Below are 18,649 nucleotides of genomic sequence, written 5' to 3' on the forward strand. Positions count from 1 at the left end.
GCGGGAATTTGTTTCTCCCTCTAAGCTTAGGTAAATTATCCAATAACCCGTATTGGTTAAATATTCCTTTATAAGATTATATACATATTTATTTTATTTATGTCTATAAAATATCAGGGTTCTCTTTCAACTGCCTAATTATGAACTATAACTTATTTATCATGCTAGATAAATAACCAGCTCCAAAACCATTATCTATATTTACCACACTTACACCACTGGCACAACTGTTTAACATACATAAAAGTGCTGAAAGTCCTCCAAAGTTAGCACCATATCCTACACTAGTTGGTACTGCAATAATAGGCTTATCTACAAGTCCTCCAAGTACACTAGCTAATGCACCTTCCATGCCAGCTACTACTACAATCACTTTAGCTTGTCTTATTACGTTTAACCTATCAAATAGTCTATGTATTCCTGCCACTCCTACATCATATATTCTCTCTACCTTGTTTCCAAATATCTCTGCAGTTACTACTGCTTCTTCCGCTACAGGTATATCAGAAGTTCCAGCTGTAACTATGGCTATATACGTGCTGCTAGTTTCTACTTCCTTATTTTTTATAGTTATAGTTCTTGCTTTATCATTATATTCTGCTTTAGGACATATAAGTTTTACAGCCTCATAGATCTCTTTTGAAGCCCTAGTTCCTAATATATTGTTTCCCTTTGTAATCATAAATTCAACTATACCTTTAACCTGTTCAACCGTTTTGCCAGCACAATATATAACTTCTGGATATCCAACTCTGAGTTCTCTATGATTATCAATTTTAGCATACCCTAAATCTTTAAATGGTAAATCTTCAAGCTTTTTTAATGCTTTTTCTATATCTAATGAACCATTTTTTACACTTTCTAAAAGTTCCCTAGTTTCCTTTATATCCACAATATCACTCTTTTCTAATGTATATTATTAATTATTAATGCATTTTCATTATTTAAGTTTTCATTTACATTTTTATAAATCTAAGATTACATATAACCCAACTTCTTAAATTTTAGAAAATATCTCTCTATATACTTCAGTTATAGCTACACCATTATCTAAAGCTATTTTTTTATTTCTATTTTATATCCATCAATATTCATCTTTAAAAGCTCTTTTAAAAGATACTGTTTATCTACACCTAGATCAATTAAAGCTCCTAAATTCATATCTCCAGTTATCCCTGAAAAACAATCATAATAAAGTATTTTCAAAATATTCAACCCCTTATTATTTTAGTTATTTTGTGTTTAAATTTACATAGCCATTTTTCACTTTTTTAGATTTGAAAACATTAAGTTTCACTTGCTATTCTATCATATGTCGCTTTAATGTTTAAACATTATACTAAATTGAAAAATAAAATTTTTAAGGAAACGGGACCCTAAGTAATAATATAAATATATAAATACCTTGTACTGCCCAATGTTATATTTTTCAATATTTGCAATTTTTATTACTTTAACCCATAATTAAATATATAAATATATCATCACTAAAGGAGGAAATATTCATGAATAAACAAAGACTTAATAAATTACTGAAAGAAATGGAACGCCAAAATATACCTCAAATGCTAGTTTCCGATTCAGCTGCTATTTTCTATTTAACTGGAAAATGGATTCATCCTGGCGAAAGAATGCTAGCTCTTTATATAAATCTTAAAGGATCACATAAATTATTCATCAACGAATTATTCCCAGTACAAGACGATTTAGGTGTTGAAAAAATATGGTTTAATGATACTCAAGACGCAGTAGAAATAGTTTCAAAATATGTAGATAAAGAAAAACCAATGGGAGTTGATAAAAACTGGCCTGCACGTTTTCTTTTAAGACTTATGGAATTAAAAGGTGGTAGCACATTTGTAAATGGTTCTGCAATTCTAGATAGAGTTAGAATGTGTAAAGATGAAAAAGAAAAGGATCTTATGAGAGAAGCTTCAAGAATAAACGATATATCAGTGGACAAACTAATTAAACTTATTCCTGAAAAACATTCTGAAAAGAAAATGGGACAACTTTTGTTAAGCATTTATGAAGACTTAGGTTGTGAAGGACATTCTTTTGATCCTATTATAGCTTATGGTGCAAACGCTGCTGACCCTCATCATGAAATAGATAATTCCACAGTTAAAGAAGGTGACAGTGTAATTCTAGATATAGGATGCAGAAAGAATTCCTACTGTGCAGATATGACCAGAACAGTATTTTATAAACATGCTTCAGATAAAGCAAAAGAAGTATATAACATAGTCTTAGAAGCCAATAAACGTGCTATAGATGTAGTTAAAGCTGGTGTTCGTTTCTGCGATATTGATGCAGCTGCTAGAAATTATATTGAAGATCACGGTTATGGAAAATACTTCACTCACAGAACTGGACATTCAATAGGTATAGAAGTCCATGACTTCGGTGATGTTTCATCTGCAAATACTGATAGAGTTCAACCAGGTCAAATATTCTCTATAGAACCAGGTATTTATCTAACAGGAGAAGTAGGTGTTAGAATAGAAGATTTAGTTCTTGTAACAGAGGATGGTTGTGAAGTTCTTAATAAATATGATAAAGAACTAATGATAATAGAATAATAAAACTATAATTTAAAAAGCTATGAAATATAAGTTTAGCACTTATTTTCATAGCTTTTACTATAAATACACTGGTTACTCTAAATGTGATTATAAAAATAATATTCCAATGACATATTTTTTACATAACCTTATGGTTTTATAAATACTTATCCATACTATCTTCACTTCTCAATAAATTTACAAGATACTTTATTTCTTGATCCTTATTTTTATCCATAACTAGTACTACATCTCCATCATCCACTATTATTAAATCCTTAGCTCCAAAAGTTATTATTAACCTATCCTTAGCAAAGACGCTACAATTTTCACTAGCTTCCATAAACACATTACCCATTACATTATTACTTTTGTACTTTTTTAGAAATCTTGATAATGCAGCAAATGTCCCCATATCATCCCATGTGAAATCACATTTTATAACATATGCCTTTCTTGTTTTTTGCATTATTCCAAAATCCACAGATATTCCATCTATAATTTTATACTGTTCCTTTATAGTTTTTTCTTCATTACTAGTATCCAGTTCATCATATATAACCATAATACTTTTATACATTTTAGGAAGATACTTCTGCATTTCCCTCAAAAACACATCTGCCCTCCATACAAATATTCCGCTGTTCCACAAATAGGTCCCTTTCATTAATAAGTCCTTTGCAACTTCAGCATTAGGTTTTTCTAAAAATCTTTCTACTTTGAAAGCCTTAATATCAGGATTTACTTCTTCACCCATTTCTATATATCCATACCCTGTCTCTGCTCTTGTAGGTTTTACTCCTATGGTTATTAACCCTCGCTTTTTTTCAGCAATTCCTACAGCCTGTAAAATTGTGTTTTTAAATAATTTTTCATTTTCAATATAATGATCTGATGGCAAAATTATCATTGTAGCATCTTGATCTTTTTTAAATAACTTTGCTGCAGAAAGAGCTATACAGGTTGCTGTTTCCTTATTTTCAGGCTCTATAAAAATATTATTCTTATCTATATCACCTAACTCTATATATACCTTGTCTATATATTCCTTATTAGTAACTACATATATATTATTTTTGTTTACCAAAGGCATTATTCTATCAACGGTATTTCTTAAAAAACTTTTATTATCTACAACCTTTAGAAATTGCTTCGGATTTTTAGATCGAGAAAGTGGAAAAAGTCTAGTTCCCTTACCACCTGCAAGAATTAGTGCATATAACAATACTTTCACTCCAAATTACGCTTGCTATATTGTTATAATATGTGACTCTTTATATAATTGTGAAAAATATCTGTATACATTTACTTAATACTATTAATAAGTTCTATTTTATTTTTTCTTTTCATCGCTTTTATAGCATATTCCCTTTTTAAAGCTTCACTTTTTGTAGCAAATTCTTCAGAATACACTAATTTAACCGGTAATCTTCCTCTTGTATATTTTGCACCTTTTGCTTCATTATGTGTCTTTATTCTCTTAGTTAAATTGTTAGTATAGCCAGTATACAAAGTTCCATCTGAACATTGTATTATATAAACGTAATTCATATAAAGTTTCCTTTTAAACTATTTTACAGATACATTAGGATTACCATGTATGTAAAATCTCCACAGGTAATCTTTTGCTTCTTCTGCATAATCTATTCCTACTCTTTTAGCTGTTTTTATGTCAAAGCTATTATCTTTACCTTCTTCTATATATAACTTGTTTCCACACAAATCTTCTTTATTCAATGTCTTATCTATACCCATAGCAATACACAATTTTCCTGGTCCATTTACTAAATTTTTTATTTGATATCTAGTTAAGTCTTCATAAGTTTTGTTATACCTATTCAAAACCATATATTCTAACCCTTCTACGGGTTCTATTGCCCTAACTAAAATTGCTTCTGGTCTTCCTTCTTCTTGTGTAACTATGTTAAAACAATAATACATACCATATATAAAATATACATAAGCAACTCCTGATTTTCCATACATAGGTTCTGTTCTAGGTGTCATTTTCCCACTATAGGAATGGGCTGCTTTATCTAATGGTCCCATATATGCTTCAACTTCTACTATTTTACCCACTAGTTTTTTTCCACCTATTTCATGTACCAAATTCTTCCCTAAAAGTTCTTTTGCAACTATAAGAGTATCTCTATTATAAAAGTCTCTGCTTAATTTTTTCATTTTATCGTCATCCTAACACAAATAAATTAAAATTTCACTTGCTACATATATTATATATTAAATTTTAATAGTTTTAAAATATTAATCCTAAATTTAAAAATATTGCGAAGCAACTTTTTAGGTGGAGTCCGCATTGAATATATGGTGTATAAAAGCTCCCTCCACCTAAAAAGTTGTGTAGTAACTATTGTAATTTTAATATTAAAAATTGCTTATAATACATTATGATCAATCTCTTTCGAAATATTTATGCAAAATAGAAAATAACTTATGACAATTTAATTATATGCGTACGCTTGAAGTTACTAGTTTGGATTTTAACTTTTATGTAGTGATATATGGTAAGTGTTTCATCACATTAGCTAAATTGTTTTAGTATTATTCTTAGTTCAAAATTTTTGAAAGCCTTAGAACTTTAGTCCTGTTTGAGGGAACCGAGTTTGACAAAGTTCTTAGGCTTTCAAAAATTTCGAGCTTTAGAATAATTAAAACATTTAGCAGTGATGAAACACTTACCATATATCATGGAGTAAAAGTTAAAATCCAAACTACTACTGCACCTTTACGTCACATTATGCTTAATACATGAATTAATTTTTTACGTTTAAAACCATTTAATCCGTTGTTCTAACGCTATTTCTATCTTTTTTAATTTCTCTGCCCTCTTCTTCAGGTGTAGAATAACTTCCTGGTTTATTGTGTGTTTTTTTAAAGTCATTCTGCAAATCTCTTTTCTCTACCTTATTCATATTAATCAACCTTTCTTTGTTTTTTATGTTGTTTTTCTAATACTTTGCTATCCTCTGTTCTTTTAGTTCCTATGTTAACTTCCCTTGCATTTACATTACTTTTTTTAGATTTACTCATCTTTTAGCACTCCCTTTATAATATAACCTTTCTTCTTAGTTAGTTTTTTCATTTAGTAACGTTTTATTCTTAAAAAAAAGGCCATAATTTCAATATCATGGACTCCCTTACTCATTTTGTTAACATCCTTAAACCACCTTTTTTACACAAAAATAACACCTACTTAATAATTATAAATATAAGCAAGTGTTATTTTAAAATTATTTTATACTACTTTAAGAGCTTCATTTGAAGTTCTTTTTATATCATATTTTCCAATTCCAATTCTGTTTAACCTATTGCATAATTTTTCCATAACCTTTTCAGGATTATAGTAAAATTCACTTCCTCTTATTCTAAAAAATGACCAGCCTATTCTTTCTAAGCTTAACCTTGTCTCCATATTCTTCTTTACATCCATGTTTTTATCTACCATGCCTTCATCACAAATAACTGCAGCTCTATTTCTTTCTCCCTCTATAACAAAATCTACTTTATAACCTCCTATCTTTATTTGAGGCATTACATTATATCCCTTATCCTTTATGCCATTATATATATCTCTCTGAAATTTAGACTGAAAAACCCATTCTAAATTCTCATCTCTTTTTCTATATTTCTCATAATTAAGACAATAATTAAGTAAAGAATATCTTACACAAGACTTATTTAAATCTTCCAATTCTACAGAATAAAATAACCACATTTGATTTCTTGCCCTACTTGCTGCTACATTAAATCTTCTTATATCTGATTCTCTAGTTAAAGGAGCAAATTTGACGTTATTTCCAATAACCATTGATAAAAACATAATGTCTCTTTCGTCTCCTTGGAAGGAATAAGCATCTCCACATACCAACCTTCTTTTTATCATCTCCTCTTCTCCTATTTTTTCTCTTATCATATTTTCAATTAATTCACTTTGAATATCCCCTAGCAAAGATATAACTCCCATAGTCATGCCCTTGTACTTTCTATCTTTACAACATTCAACTATCTTACTTACCAAAAGCTCCGCTTCTGGAACATTTATAGGCTTATTATGCTCCCTGTATCCATTCTCAGCTTTAATAGCTATAATAGGAGGATATAATACTTCCGAAAACTTAGGATATCTTAATGGTTTTATTTCATTAGAATAGCAAAGCATATTACTAAATCCAATAATCTCTGGAACACACCTAAAATGCTCCCTAAGAATTAATCTATTTGGAAAAACTCTAAGTGCAGTATCATAAAGACTAGTTTGTAAATCAAACCACTCTCTTTGAGGGATATCCTTTAAATGATTATTAATAAGTCCTTGTATAACCCCATGATCTATTCCTACAGTTTCAGGACTAATCTGCTTATCATCTCCAACTACAACTGCTTTTTTTGCCCTCATCAATGCGCATATAGAAAATATATCGCTCTGACTGCTTTCATCACAAATAATAACATCAAATAACTTTCTTGATAATTTTATATTTTCAATTACCCTATTCATAGGCATGATCCAAACAGGTATGGTTTCTTTACACTTCTCCATTTCATCTTGAGCTATCTTTCTATACTCCGATACCATTTTCCCTGTGCCCTTACCTATTCTTTTGATGGCTTGAAGCCAAGCAAAAAGGCTTCTTTTTTCAGCTTCAGTAGTTCTAAGTATTTGATTATACCAAGTTTTTTTAGATACTATATCTCTTATAATTATTTTTTCTCTTCTCCTATTTTCTTCTATTGCTTCTTCTATAAATTCTAAATTCAACTTATAAACATCCTTAAGCAAGCTATTCCACTCACACCATTTCCATGCACATTCAAAGTCTTCAAAGCTTTTTAAACCATGCTCCCAGGAATCAATTATTTTTCCAGCCGTAATAGGACATACTTTTGCTATTCTATTTATAAATTCATCTAATTTTACAAAATCACTTTTTATTACTTTAAAGTATTCTATTTTTTTTGATTGTTCTCTTATTTTTTTTACATCCATCAATTCAATTGCATTATATAATTCATCTAACTTATCTGTAGATAAAATTAGCTTTTTTAATACTTCAATATAAGCTTTAAGTTCATTATATTCATCCATTTTTTTAATAGCTTGTACGCATTCTATTAAATAACCGTAGCTTTTTGAGGTATGCCAATTTATATCTTCTGGTACTGAAATTCTCCCCAATAAAGATATTATTTTGCTCTTGCATTTTACATCCCAATCAATTATAGAATTTAACTTTTTAATATTTTGTTCCACATTTATTACTTCTAGTTCCTCCTTACACCCTTGCGATGAATCTCCATATTCCTTTGCTATGTCATTCCACAATATCTTTAAATCTTTAGTTACTTTTTGCTGATGAATATATACTTTTAATACAGATGCCTGATCTAAATTCTCTATTTCAATAGAATTTACCTTACACTGTGTAAAAATATAATTATACTCAGAATGAATAATCCTAAAAATTTTTTTAATCTTGCCTTTAGAATTAAAATTATTATATACAACATCAAAATCTTTGCTTAACTTATCTATGTCTACATCGCTTGGTATTTCTATATTATAATTTTTTAACTTATTTTTGTCCTTACTAAGCATCAAAAGGTAATTATTACCTCTAAAAACTACATCCATAAATTGATCATGAGCTATTTTACTACTATAATAAAGCTCTAACATGTTTTTAAATCCGCCATTTTCTATATCTGCCATTTCATCTTTACACTGCTTAAGCATACTTAAAAGAGCTCCATAATCGCATCTATTATTATCTGGTATTCTCCAGTTATTTAATAATTTCATATTTTCTTTATAATTTTTATTAAGTGCATTAAATCTTGATACTTTATCATAAATTTCAGTTCCTGTAGGTATCTTATCTAATAAACCTTTTATGCTATCAAAATAAAACTTTTCTTCTTTATCTATAGATTTTAAAAGTTCCTTTAACTTTAAAAATTCTTCTTTACTTAAAGGCATAGCTTGCTGATACTTAACATCATCTTCTATCCATGAATATTGTTTTCTATTTTCTCTTACCCACTTTGCAATATCTATCATTTTATAATACTGACCTTTATATTTTATGCTTTCACTTTCAGTATTCTTAATTTCTGTTAACCTGTTGTATAAATGATTTTGTTTTTTTCTGCACTCCTCTAATTCTTTTTTTGATGTTTCTATTTCTTTACTTAATACATTAGTATCCACAGACAAATTATCTGTTATTTTTCTTACAGCTTCATTAAGTTCCTTTAAAGAATTTGAATCATTTCCGAGCACACTCATACATAAAGGCTTAATATGTTCAGGTATCATGTCAACTAGCACTCTTAAAGCTTTGTCTGTTTGACTTGTTACAAGTACACTTTTGCCATGTGCAAGAAGATGACATATTAAATTAACTATAGTATGACTCTTTCCCGTTCCCGGTGGCCCTTGTACTACAACTCCATAATTTTCACATAACTTTTTAACAACTTGTTTCTGCTCAAAATTTGTATCAAGTGGAAACAGTATGTCTTCTCCAACACTATCCCACTCTTTAGCATCAGCATCACTTTGTTCTATTCTTTTATCACATACTAATGCCTTTACTGTTTCCGGTATAACATATCCGTTGTCTATTTTATTATTAATATTAATAATTTCCTTTTGCCATAACCTTACATTATTTTTTCTCACTAAAATCACAGGACTGTCACAGATAAGAGGATTTTTACCTGGTTTTAGCTTGTCCATAGTTATCCCACAGCTCTTTATTTCTCCACTAGGACTTAAGTAAGATATTATATCCTCCAATATATTTTTAATATTATTCATACTTCTAGGATCTACATTAGTGCTACTTATCTCATTTTCCATCTGCATTATACTATGTAAATTCGATACATTTATTCCCTCAAATATTCCCGTTTCTAAGCAGGTTGGACTTATTGGTGTTAAATGAAATATACTTTCTTTAACATCAAAACTTAGCTTCATTCTAGTTGTAACCACTGGATGTACTATCTTTTCATTATCAACTCTCCAAACAAGAAGAGCATGTCCCCATACTATTTCTATACCTTCTGCTTTTTTTTGAACTTCTAAATATAGTTTAAATAATTGATCATATACAGACTTACATTTCTTTGTTACTTCTAGCCACCACTCTACCTTTGATATCTTATTTACACTGCAGCCATCAACAGCTATCAAATCATTTTCCCAATATAGCTTTTCGTATTCTGAGACATTCCTTACTATTTTTTCATTTAAATTTTTTACACTTAGTAGATATGAAAATATTTCTTTAACTTTTTTTTATAATCCATTTTTTCACCCCACACCGTACTTATAGATATATTTACTTTTATGTTAAATTATACCATTTTATTTTCTATTGTCCAAATCTTTCGTTAAACATATTTCATATTAAAATGACACCGTTTTTAGACTTATTTAAGTTATAAAAATAAAGCTTTAAGTATAAAAAACTAATACAATTTATTTTCACTTTTAAATTAAAAAGCCATAAAATATAGAGTTTATCTCCATATTTTATAGCTTCTATTTTCATATACTACTTATTTTAATAAAGAATAAATCATGTATTTGTATAACTCCGGTGTCACATTTAAGGTATAAGGAACATTCAATCTTTCACTATACTTGTGGAAATCCTTTCCCTCACCACCAAATACTATTGCTGGAATATTAAGCTTGCTTAAACTTTCTAGTGGCAAATTGTAACTTGTACCATATCCAACAATATTTGAAGATAAATTAGATAAATTCTGATTTTTCTCTATACCAGTATAACTTAAATCAGATATTCCCATAAAAAAATCTTCTTTAATAATTTTTTCGTCAAATTCTTTATAAGCATATTCTATAGTTTTATCTATAGCACCTATAAAATTTTTACTTTTTTCATCTTTTCCTTCTAAATACTTATGAGGATAATAAGGAGGAATAAATGAAACTATTATCATAGGTTTTTTATCTTCATACTTTTCACAAGTCTCTTTAACTATGTTTATAGCTATAGTTTGATTATCCTTATTTTGCTTTTTCCAAAGTTCAACTTTTTCTTTTATATAATCTCCAAAATTTTTATCCTTGCTTTTAACCTCAAAAAGTAATTCCTCATAAGTCATAACACAAGGTTCAATTTCTATACATTGAAATTCCTTCCCACTCTTTTTTACGAAACGCTCTCTTTTATTTTTAATATCATATAACACATTATTAAAAGCTTCTAAAGCTAAATTCTTTAATTTATTCATAAGTTCTTCTTCTGACATACTAAGTGTAAATAAATTATAATATGCTGCTGCATATAAAGGACTTTGTACAGAATATAATTCTTTTAAATCCATTTGCTTCAAGCACATAGGAAGTGGCGTTGTAATGTTATTAACTTGATCAGAAAAATCAGGGTTATTTTCCAAAATTCTATTTACTTCTGAAACTAATATATTAGGATTTAATCCTTTAAGAGGTTCTCCAACATGAGTTTCTTTACCTACACATAAAAATAACGGCATTATTTTGCCTACACTGCCCATATATAATCTCTTAAATTCTTCATTCTTATTTTGCGGTATACTACATTCTGATATTATGGCACCACAATAATCATAGTTCATTTTCTCCTGAAGTTTCAATAAAAATGGTACTGCAGCTACCATACCCTCAGAATTACTTTCTTCTCCTGGTACTGCTAAAAATAACAAATTGCCCTTAAAATCTTGGTCTTCACTAAATTTTCTAATTAACTCTATATTTATTGCAATACCGCATTTCATATCTGCAGTTCCTCTTCCAAAAATCCATTTACCCGATTTAAGATCTTCTAAAGCATCTTTGTCCAAATTTAATTGAGAAATTCTCTTTGTACATTCTTCCATATCAAAGGCAACAGATTTTAAATGACCAAATTCCTCTATACCAACCACATCAAAATGCCCTGTTAAAATTAGCGTATTTTTTGATTTTTGTTTTCCATTTACTATAGCCCATACAAATTTTCTTTTTAAGTAATCTCCTTCAACTTCTTCTATACCAAAATTGCCCTTATTCTCTTTAAAATAAGCCATATTTGACAACATATCATATATTTTTTCAGATGCCAAGTTTTCCTTCTCTGTACCTGACACACTTGGAACAGCAACTAATTCTTTTAATGTTTCATAAATTTTATCGCTGAATTTCATTTTTATTTTCCTCTTTTCTTATATAATTTCATTTTAAATATCTTCTATAATTGTTTATACTTTCTATATACATTATAGTTAATGAATAATTTCTAAATCAAGTGCTTTATTTAATTTAGTCAGTAAATACTATTTGCAAATTTGTTATCTATTAGAATACAATAACTAAAAAATAGCAGGATCAATTATTTCTGATCCTGCTATTTTATAATTATTTAATTTTATTCTGACTAATTAAATCCTCATATCTAATAGAATTTTGGCTATTTATTTCTGGGAATTTTATTTCCACATTCTTATTTATATTAAAGATACTTGTATTAAAATCAATACCTAATTTGTATATGCCAGTAAGTTTATTTGCTGCATTATTATTTTTTGTATTACTTAAATCCTGAACTACTGACATAAATTTTGGTGAATCAAATACTAAATCTATATTACCTTTTTCTCCAACAATGTATCCATTACTATCAACTGCATAGTCAATTACAATTCCTTTGTCTCCAACAAGAGTTACTCCATCAAAAGCATTTAATACTTTATTCATGTTAGTTGTAAACTGTGGTAATCCTTTTTCAAAATCTGAAAATGACTTATCTATTTCTGCTTGAGTAGTTGCTGCTTGCCCCTTATCAGCAGAAACCTTCGTAACTGTAGTTAAATAATCTTTTAAGAAATCTTTAGTCTCCTTACTATTTACTATACTGTTTGAAGTATATTTTATTAAATCTTTAAAATTTTTATCATTTAATTTAATTTCATAAACATGAACATTTCTTGCTCCGTCTGCAAGATTCCAGTATTGAGTTCCTTCATCTGTAATAAGCTTAAATTTAGGATCAAAGCTTGCCATACTCTTTATTGTAAGCTCTGAAAGCTTCTTTTGCATATCCTGACTAGTTTTTGCAAGATCAGCCCCAACTGCACCATTTTCATTTATATTTGAACTATCTAAAACAATGTACTGTTTTCCATTCATTTTTGATGATTGCGCATCTGGCATTTTTAATATTTCTTTAAAATCAACTTTATCATTTGCTGTATTTGTATCTATCCAAAGTCCCATGTTTATTGGCATATTTCCTACCTGTACTGCCATATCTGCCTGCATCTTTCCACTCTTCCCATTATTGCTTTGATTCATTTTACCATTCATAGTTAACTTTGAAGCATTTATCATAGGAATAGCTTTTCCAATTTCCTGTTGTTCCTCTGCCGAAAGATTTTCTGCATTAAATCGTAATCCAATTTGTGTTTTAAATTCGGAGCTAGTGGCTTTTTGTGTTTTTGTAAAAGCATCAGAAAGTGATTTTCCCTCATAACTACATCCTGTAAAAATAGAAGAAACCATTGTCATAGAAATTGCTAATGTAACTAACTTTTTTAAACTTTTCATTATTAAGTCCCCCCATCCAAATTATGTACTCATTATATCATCGTGAATAATACCAGTCAATAAGTTTTTTAATACCTTTTAAGGGAGTTTTTTTAAACCAAATCTTTTTACTATAACTTGCCTTCATTTTGCTATTGTTTTCTCGCTTTTTCTATATTTATCTAAACTCAGGTTTATTTTGCAAACTTTTAAGCAAAAAAACTTACCTAAAAAGCAAAAGTGTTCTTTATATAAAACATTTTACTTTTAGGTAAGTTACTTACTAATTTTCTGTATTTACATTTCTGCGTTTCATTATTAATTTGTACATTATAAACCCAATTATACACACTACTAAGGCTATATCAGCTATATGGAACCAGGAACGAATCATAATCCAGTTTTGACCCATTTTATATCCAGCATAGCCTAACACTACACTCCATATTAATGATCCTAAAAAAGTATATATAGTAAATTTTTTAAAGTCCATTTTACTTATACCTGCTGGAAGTGATATAAATGTTCTTATTATAGGCAAAAGCCTTGAATAAAAGACTATTTTTTCTCCATATTTATTAAAATATTCATCACTTTTTTCTATCTTACTTTTAGATATTCTCAGTTTGTCCGCATACTTTTCTACCAAAGGCCTTCCACCAAGCTTACCTAAATAATATGCTGCTATTGAACCTACAGTTCCACCAATAGTTCCAACTAGTATTGCAGCTATTAAATTTAATCTTCCTGTAAAACTTAAGTAACCTCCAAAAGGCAGTATTGCCTCACTTGGAATTGGTATACATGCACTTTCTAGTGCCATTCCTACGAAAATTCCTATGTACCCAAGTTTATCTAAAACCAAAATAACTGCAGTTATTAAACTTTCTACCATACGTTTTCCTTTCTTTATTAAAAGTATTTATCAATGTTACTCATAAATTTTTACACTTACAGTACAATTATAAAGCATTTAAAGAGACTTTTCTGTTAAGTTTATATTAAATAAATGTTGATAAATTGTATATACTTTAATAAAGATTACTTTTTACAGGAATTTCTCTCTATTAACTCATAATCAAGGACATAATTTTCATTTTCCACTTCTTTTTTATTTATGACTTTTATAAGCATTCTCATTCCAACAGAACCCATATCATACATAGGTAGTCCTATGGTAGTAAGCTTTGGATAAAATACTGATGCAGAATATATATTATCAAATCCTATTACATCCACCTGTTCAGGAACTTTTATATTCTTATCTCTTAATGCATTTATAGCTCCCATAGCAATTTCATCACTAGAGCAAAATACTGCATCAATGTTTTCATTTTTTAAAATATCATTTATTCCCTCATCACCATCTGATACTTTTAATCCTCCAAAATGTACAAGTTTTTCATTTAAACTTATATTATTTTGTGATAATGCACTTTTGTAGCCTGCATATCTTAATGCACTAGCATTAACTGCATCTTCATGCGTTCCTATGTAAGCTATTTTTTTATTGCCCTTTTTTATTAAATAATTTACAGCATCCAATGCTGCCTTTTCATTATCTATAGTTACACTAGGTATATTACCTTCCTTACTAGTAGTCTCTACAAGTACCATAGGAATTTGCAAATTTTTTATAAGATCCACTATATTATCTTCCAGTGAATTACTCATATAAAGAACTCCATCTACCATTTTTTCCTTTAATACTTTTAAGTATTCCATTTCTTTTTCAGGATCCAAATCTGTATTACATAGCATTATATTGTAATTATATATGTTAGCTACATCTTCAGCTCCTCTTACTATCTCTGGATAGAATTGGCTGGATATATCTGGTATTATTATTCCTATTGTGCTTGTTTTTTGCGTTTTTAAACTTCTTGCCACTATATTAGGTCTATATCCTAACTTATTTATAGCTTCTAAAACTTTCTTTTTAGTTTCTTCATTTACAACGTCTACATCATTTAAAACCCTAGAAACTGTAGCTATAGAAACTCCTGCTTCTTTTGCTACATCCTTTATTGATGCTGCCATTTTATCAACTCCTGTTATATTTTCTTTTATTTATTATACTTATAAACCCTTATCATTACAAGTTACTTTATAATATTTCTTCAATATTATACCATTCATAAAAAATGTGTATAAGATTTTTATTATATCTTATACACATTTCAATTCTAATTATTAAAATACTTATTTAACAACTTCTACAAACATATCAAGATCTTCACCATTTATTTTGCACTTATTATATTCTTTATTTTCACCGTATATAACTTCAACTGTTAATGTTTCTTTCTTTATTTCCTCTTCAAATTTCTTAATTATACCTTCAAGCATTGGATTTGATGATACATATAGTTTTATCTTATCAGCTACTTCAAATCCACTTTCTTTTCTCATATTTTGTACTTTACTTAGAATTTCTCTAACATTTCCAGCTTCTCTTAGCTCTTCAGTAATATTTGTATCTAGTACTACTCCTATAGTTCCTTCTCCAGCAAATGCAAAACCTTCAAGTCCCTGCATTGTAACTAATAGATTTTCTTCATTTAATTCTATTTCGTTATCATCTACATAAACTATTACTGTCTTTCCTTCTCTTACTTTCTGTGCAAGTTCCATTTGGTTAATTGCTGAAATTTCTTTTCTTATCTGTGGTATTAATTTACCATATTTTTTACCAATTACAGGTAAGTTTGGTTTAATATCAAAATTAACGTATTTAGATAAATCAGCTCCAAATTCTACTTCTTTTATATTTAATTCATCTTTTATAATATCTCCATAGTATTCTGGAAGAGATTTTGAACTTACAAGCATTTCTGAAAGAGGCTGCCTATTCTTAATGTTAGCTGAATTTCTAGCACTTCTTCCTAATCTAACCACCTTGTAAGCTTCTGCCATATCTTCTTCTAGCTTTTTATCTACAAAGTTTTCATTATATTCAGGCCATTTACATAAATGTAAACTTTCAGGTGCATCTTTATCAATATTAACTACAAGATTTTGATATATTTCTTCTGTCATAAATGGTACAAATGGACCTGCTATCTTTGTTAATGTAGTGATAACCCTATATAAAGTTATATATGCTCCTATTTTATCATCTGTTAAACTTTCACTCCAGAATCTTGCTCTGTTTCTTCTAACATACCAGTTAGAAAGTTCATCTACAAATTCTCCAATATTAGTGGCTGCTTGAGTAATTCTATAATTATCTAAATGGTCTTCTGTTTCTTTAATTAATGAATTTAATCTTGACATAACCCATTTATCCATTACATTATCACTTACAAAATCTTTATACTCTAAAGGATTGAATTTGTCTATATCCGCATATAGTACATAGAATGAATATACATTCCACAAAGTTCCTAGGAATTTTCTTTGACTTTCCTGTACAGCTTCTTCATAAAATCTTGATGGAAGCCATGGAGCACTTGCAGTATAAAAATACCATCTAGTTGCATCAGCACCTTCGTTTTCAATCACTGTAGTAGGACTTAATACATTCCCCTTATGTTTTGACATTTTTAAACCATGTTTATCAAGTACATGACCTAATACTACACAATTTTCAAATGGGCTCTTATCAAATATTACTGTAGATATAGCCATTAATGTATAAAACCATCCTCTTGTTTGATCTACAGCTTCTGAAATAAATTGTGCTGGGAAATTTTGCTCAAACAGTTCTTTATTTTCAAATGGGTAATGATGCTGAGCAAAAGGCATTGATCCTGAATCAAACCAGCAATCAATTACTTCTGTAACTCTTGTCATTTCTTTTCCACAGTGTGGACATTTCAATTTTACATTATCTATATATGGCTTATGAAGTTCTATACCTTCTGGTACATTTATTCCTTTTTGCTTAAGTTCTTCTATACTTCCTATACATTCCTTATGACCACAGTCACATTCCCATATTGGAAGTGGAGTACCCCAATATCTTTCTCTACTTAAACCCCAATCTATAACATTTTCAACAAAGTTTCCAAATCTTCCTGTTCTAATATTATCAGGATACCAATTTGTATTATTTGTATTCTTAACTAACTTATCTCTTAAAGATGACATTTTTATAAACCAAGTTTGTCTTGGATAATATAATAATGGTGTATCACATCTCCAGCAGAATGGGTATGAGTGAGTAAATTTTTCTGCTTTATATAATATATTTTTTTCCTTTAAGTATTCTATAATTTTAGGATCTGCATCTTTTACAAACATACCTTTCCATGGTGTAACTTCATCTGTAAATTTTCCTTCTGTATCTACAGGATTAATAAATGGTATATTATTTTGTTTGCATACCATGTTATCATCTTCACCAAATGCAGGTGCAGTATGGACTACTCCTGTACCATCTGTTAATGTTACATAATCTCCATGAGCTATATAATGTGCTTTTCCTTCAAATGGTACAAAATTAAACATAGGTTCGTATTCTACACCTAATAATTCTTCACCACTGAACTTTCTTAAAACTTCATATTCGCCTTCAAGTTTTCCTAAAAGTGCTTCTGCTAAAATTAAATGCTCATCATTATTTATAACTTCCACATATTCATACTTTTTATTTATTACTAATGCCATATTACTTGGAAGTGTCCAAGGTGTAGTTGTCCAAGCTAAAATATATTTATCTTCATTTTTAACTTTAAACTTAACATAAACTGATGTTTCTTTTACATCTTTATATCCTTGTGAAACTTCATGTGAAGAAAGAGCTGTTCCACATCTTGGGCAATATGGTACTATTTTATGGCCCTTATATAAAAGATCTTTATCCCATATGCTCTTTAATGCCCACCAAACTGATTCTATATAATTATTATCATAAGTTATATACGGTTTTTCCATGTCAACCCAGTAACCCACACTTTTAGTCATTTCTTCCCATTGACTCACATATGTAAAAACGCTGCCTTTACATTTTTTTATGAAGTCTTCTACTCCATATTCTTCAATCTGAGGTTTTCCTGAAATACCAAGAGTTTTTTCAACTTCAAGTTCTACTGGAAGTCCATGAGTATCCCAACCAGCTTTTCTTAATACTTTGTAACCTTTCATAACCTTATATCTAGGAATTAAATCCTTCATTACTCTTGTTAGTACATGCCCTACATGAGGTTTTCCATTAGCTGTTGGTGGTCCATCATAAAAAGTAAAATATTCTCCGTCCTCGTTTAAATCAAAGTTTTTCTTAATTATATCTTTAGCATCCCAGAATTTCATTATATCTTTTTCCATATCCACGAAACTTCTAGAGTTATCAATTTTTTTGTACATGCTTTTAGCCCCTTTCTATTTATTAGGTAATTTTTTGCTATTTTATTTTTTTTATACTATTTTATAAAATTTTACAATATAAAAAAACTTCATCCAAAATAGGACGAAGTTATATTCGTTATACCACCTATGGGTAAAAAATTTTAAGTACAATCATACTCTATCCTTTAACGCAGGATAACGA

At 28.9% G+C, this 18,649-nt stretch carries 12 protein-coding genes, 1 pseudogene and 1 other annotated feature (1 of these 14 cut by a window edge); of the genes and pseudogenes, 1 reads left to right on the top strand and 12 read right to left on the bottom strand.

Annotated features, from left to right (window positions below):
• Positions 1 to 145 precede the first annotated feature (145 nt).
• Positions 146 to 835: a nickel pincer cofactor biosynthesis protein LarB gene (gene larB, locus HBE96_RS02535; RefSeq protein ID WP_425350699.1), complete on the bottom strand. Its 690-nt coding sequence runs from the start codon at positions 833 to 835 to the stop codon at positions 146 to 148.
• 224 nt (positions 836 to 1,059) lie between these two features.
• Positions 1,060 to 1,209, bottom strand: a pseudogene (gene larC / locus HBE96_RS02540) (nickel insertion protein); the annotation flags it as partial.
• A 296-nt stretch (positions 1,210 to 1,505) separates the two neighbouring features.
• Here larC and HBE96_RS02545 point away from each other — a divergent pair.
• Positions 1,506 to 2,582: a M24 family metallopeptidase gene (locus HBE96_RS02545; protein ID WP_169296199.1), complete on the top strand. Its 1,077-nt coding sequence runs from the start codon at positions 1,506 to 1,508 to the stop codon at positions 2,580 to 2,582.
• Positions 2,583 to 2,721: 139 nt separating this feature from the next.
• On the opposite strand, the gene HBE96_RS02550 is transcribed toward HBE96_RS02545, so the two are convergent.
• From HBE96_RS02550 to ileS, 10 genes are all read right to left on the bottom strand, one after another.
• The gene (locus HBE96_RS02550) at positions 2,722 to 3,789 is read right to left on the bottom strand and encodes a mannose-1-phosphate guanylyltransferase (protein WP_169296200.1); all 1,068 of its coding nucleotides are present in this window, start codon (positions 3,787 to 3,789) and stop codon (positions 2,722 to 2,724) included.
• An 80-nt stretch (positions 3,790 to 3,869) separates the two neighbouring features.
• Complete coding sequence (locus HBE96_RS02555; RefSeq protein ID WP_169296201.1) at positions 3,870 to 4,115, bottom strand: GIY-YIG nuclease family protein; 246 nt, start codon at positions 4,113 to 4,115, stop codon at positions 3,870 to 3,872.
• Positions 4,116 to 4,133: 18 nt separating this feature from the next.
• Positions 4,134 to 4,745, bottom strand: a complete 612-nt coding sequence (locus HBE96_RS02560) for a DNA-3-methyladenine glycosylase (RefSeq protein ID WP_169296202.1) — start codon at positions 4,743 to 4,745, stop codon at positions 4,134 to 4,136.
• A gap of 614 nt (positions 4,746 to 5,359) precedes the next feature.
• Complete coding sequence (locus HBE96_RS26590; protein ID WP_281064321.1) at positions 5,360 to 5,494, bottom strand: hypothetical protein; 135 nt, start codon at positions 5,492 to 5,494, stop codon at positions 5,360 to 5,362.
• Positions 5,495 to 5,817: 323 nt separating this feature from the next.
• Positions 5,818 to 9,780, bottom strand: coding sequence for an AAA domain-containing protein (locus HBE96_RS02565; protein ID WP_243186808.1), 3,963 nt, complete (start codon positions 9,778 to 9,780; stop codon positions 5,818 to 5,820).
• A gap of 368 nt (positions 9,781 to 10,148) precedes the next feature.
• Positions 10,149 to 11,780 (bottom strand): M20/M25/M40 family metallo-hydrolase, encoded by a 1,632-nt coding sequence (locus tag HBE96_RS02570; RefSeq protein WP_169296203.1) that lies wholly within the window; start codon positions 11,778 to 11,780, stop codon positions 10,149 to 10,151.
• A 211-nt stretch (positions 11,781 to 11,991) separates the two neighbouring features.
• On the bottom strand, positions 11,992 to 13,179 hold the full coding sequence (locus HBE96_RS02575) for a hypothetical protein (protein ID WP_169296204.1): 1,188 nt from the start codon (positions 13,177 to 13,179) through the stop codon (positions 11,992 to 11,994).
• Positions 13,180 to 13,441: 262 nt separating this feature from the next.
• Entirely contained in the window at positions 13,442 to 14,053 is a 612-nt protein-coding gene (locus HBE96_RS02580) for a DedA family protein (protein WP_169296205.1), read from the bottom strand.
• 146 nt (positions 14,054 to 14,199) lie between these two features.
• Positions 14,200 to 15,198 carry a LacI family DNA-binding transcriptional regulator gene (locus HBE96_RS02585; protein WP_169296206.1) on the bottom strand — a complete coding sequence of 333 codons (999 nt, stop codon included), beginning with the start codon at positions 15,196 to 15,198 and terminating at the stop codon, positions 14,200 to 14,202.
• 162 nt (positions 15,199 to 15,360) lie between these two features.
• Entirely contained in the window at positions 15,361 to 18,465 is a 3,105-nt protein-coding gene (gene ileS / locus HBE96_RS02590; RefSeq protein ID WP_169296207.1) for an isoleucine--tRNA ligase, read from the bottom strand.
• A gap of 96 nt (positions 18,466 to 18,561) precedes the next feature.
• Positions 18,562 to 18,649, bottom strand: a binding site (T-box leader); it runs 140 nt beyond the window's last position.

This window comes from Clostridium muellerianum (assembly GCF_012926525.1).
Taxonomy (GTDB): Bacteria; Bacillota; Clostridia; order Clostridiales; family Clostridiaceae; genus Clostridium_AM; species Clostridium_AM muellerianum.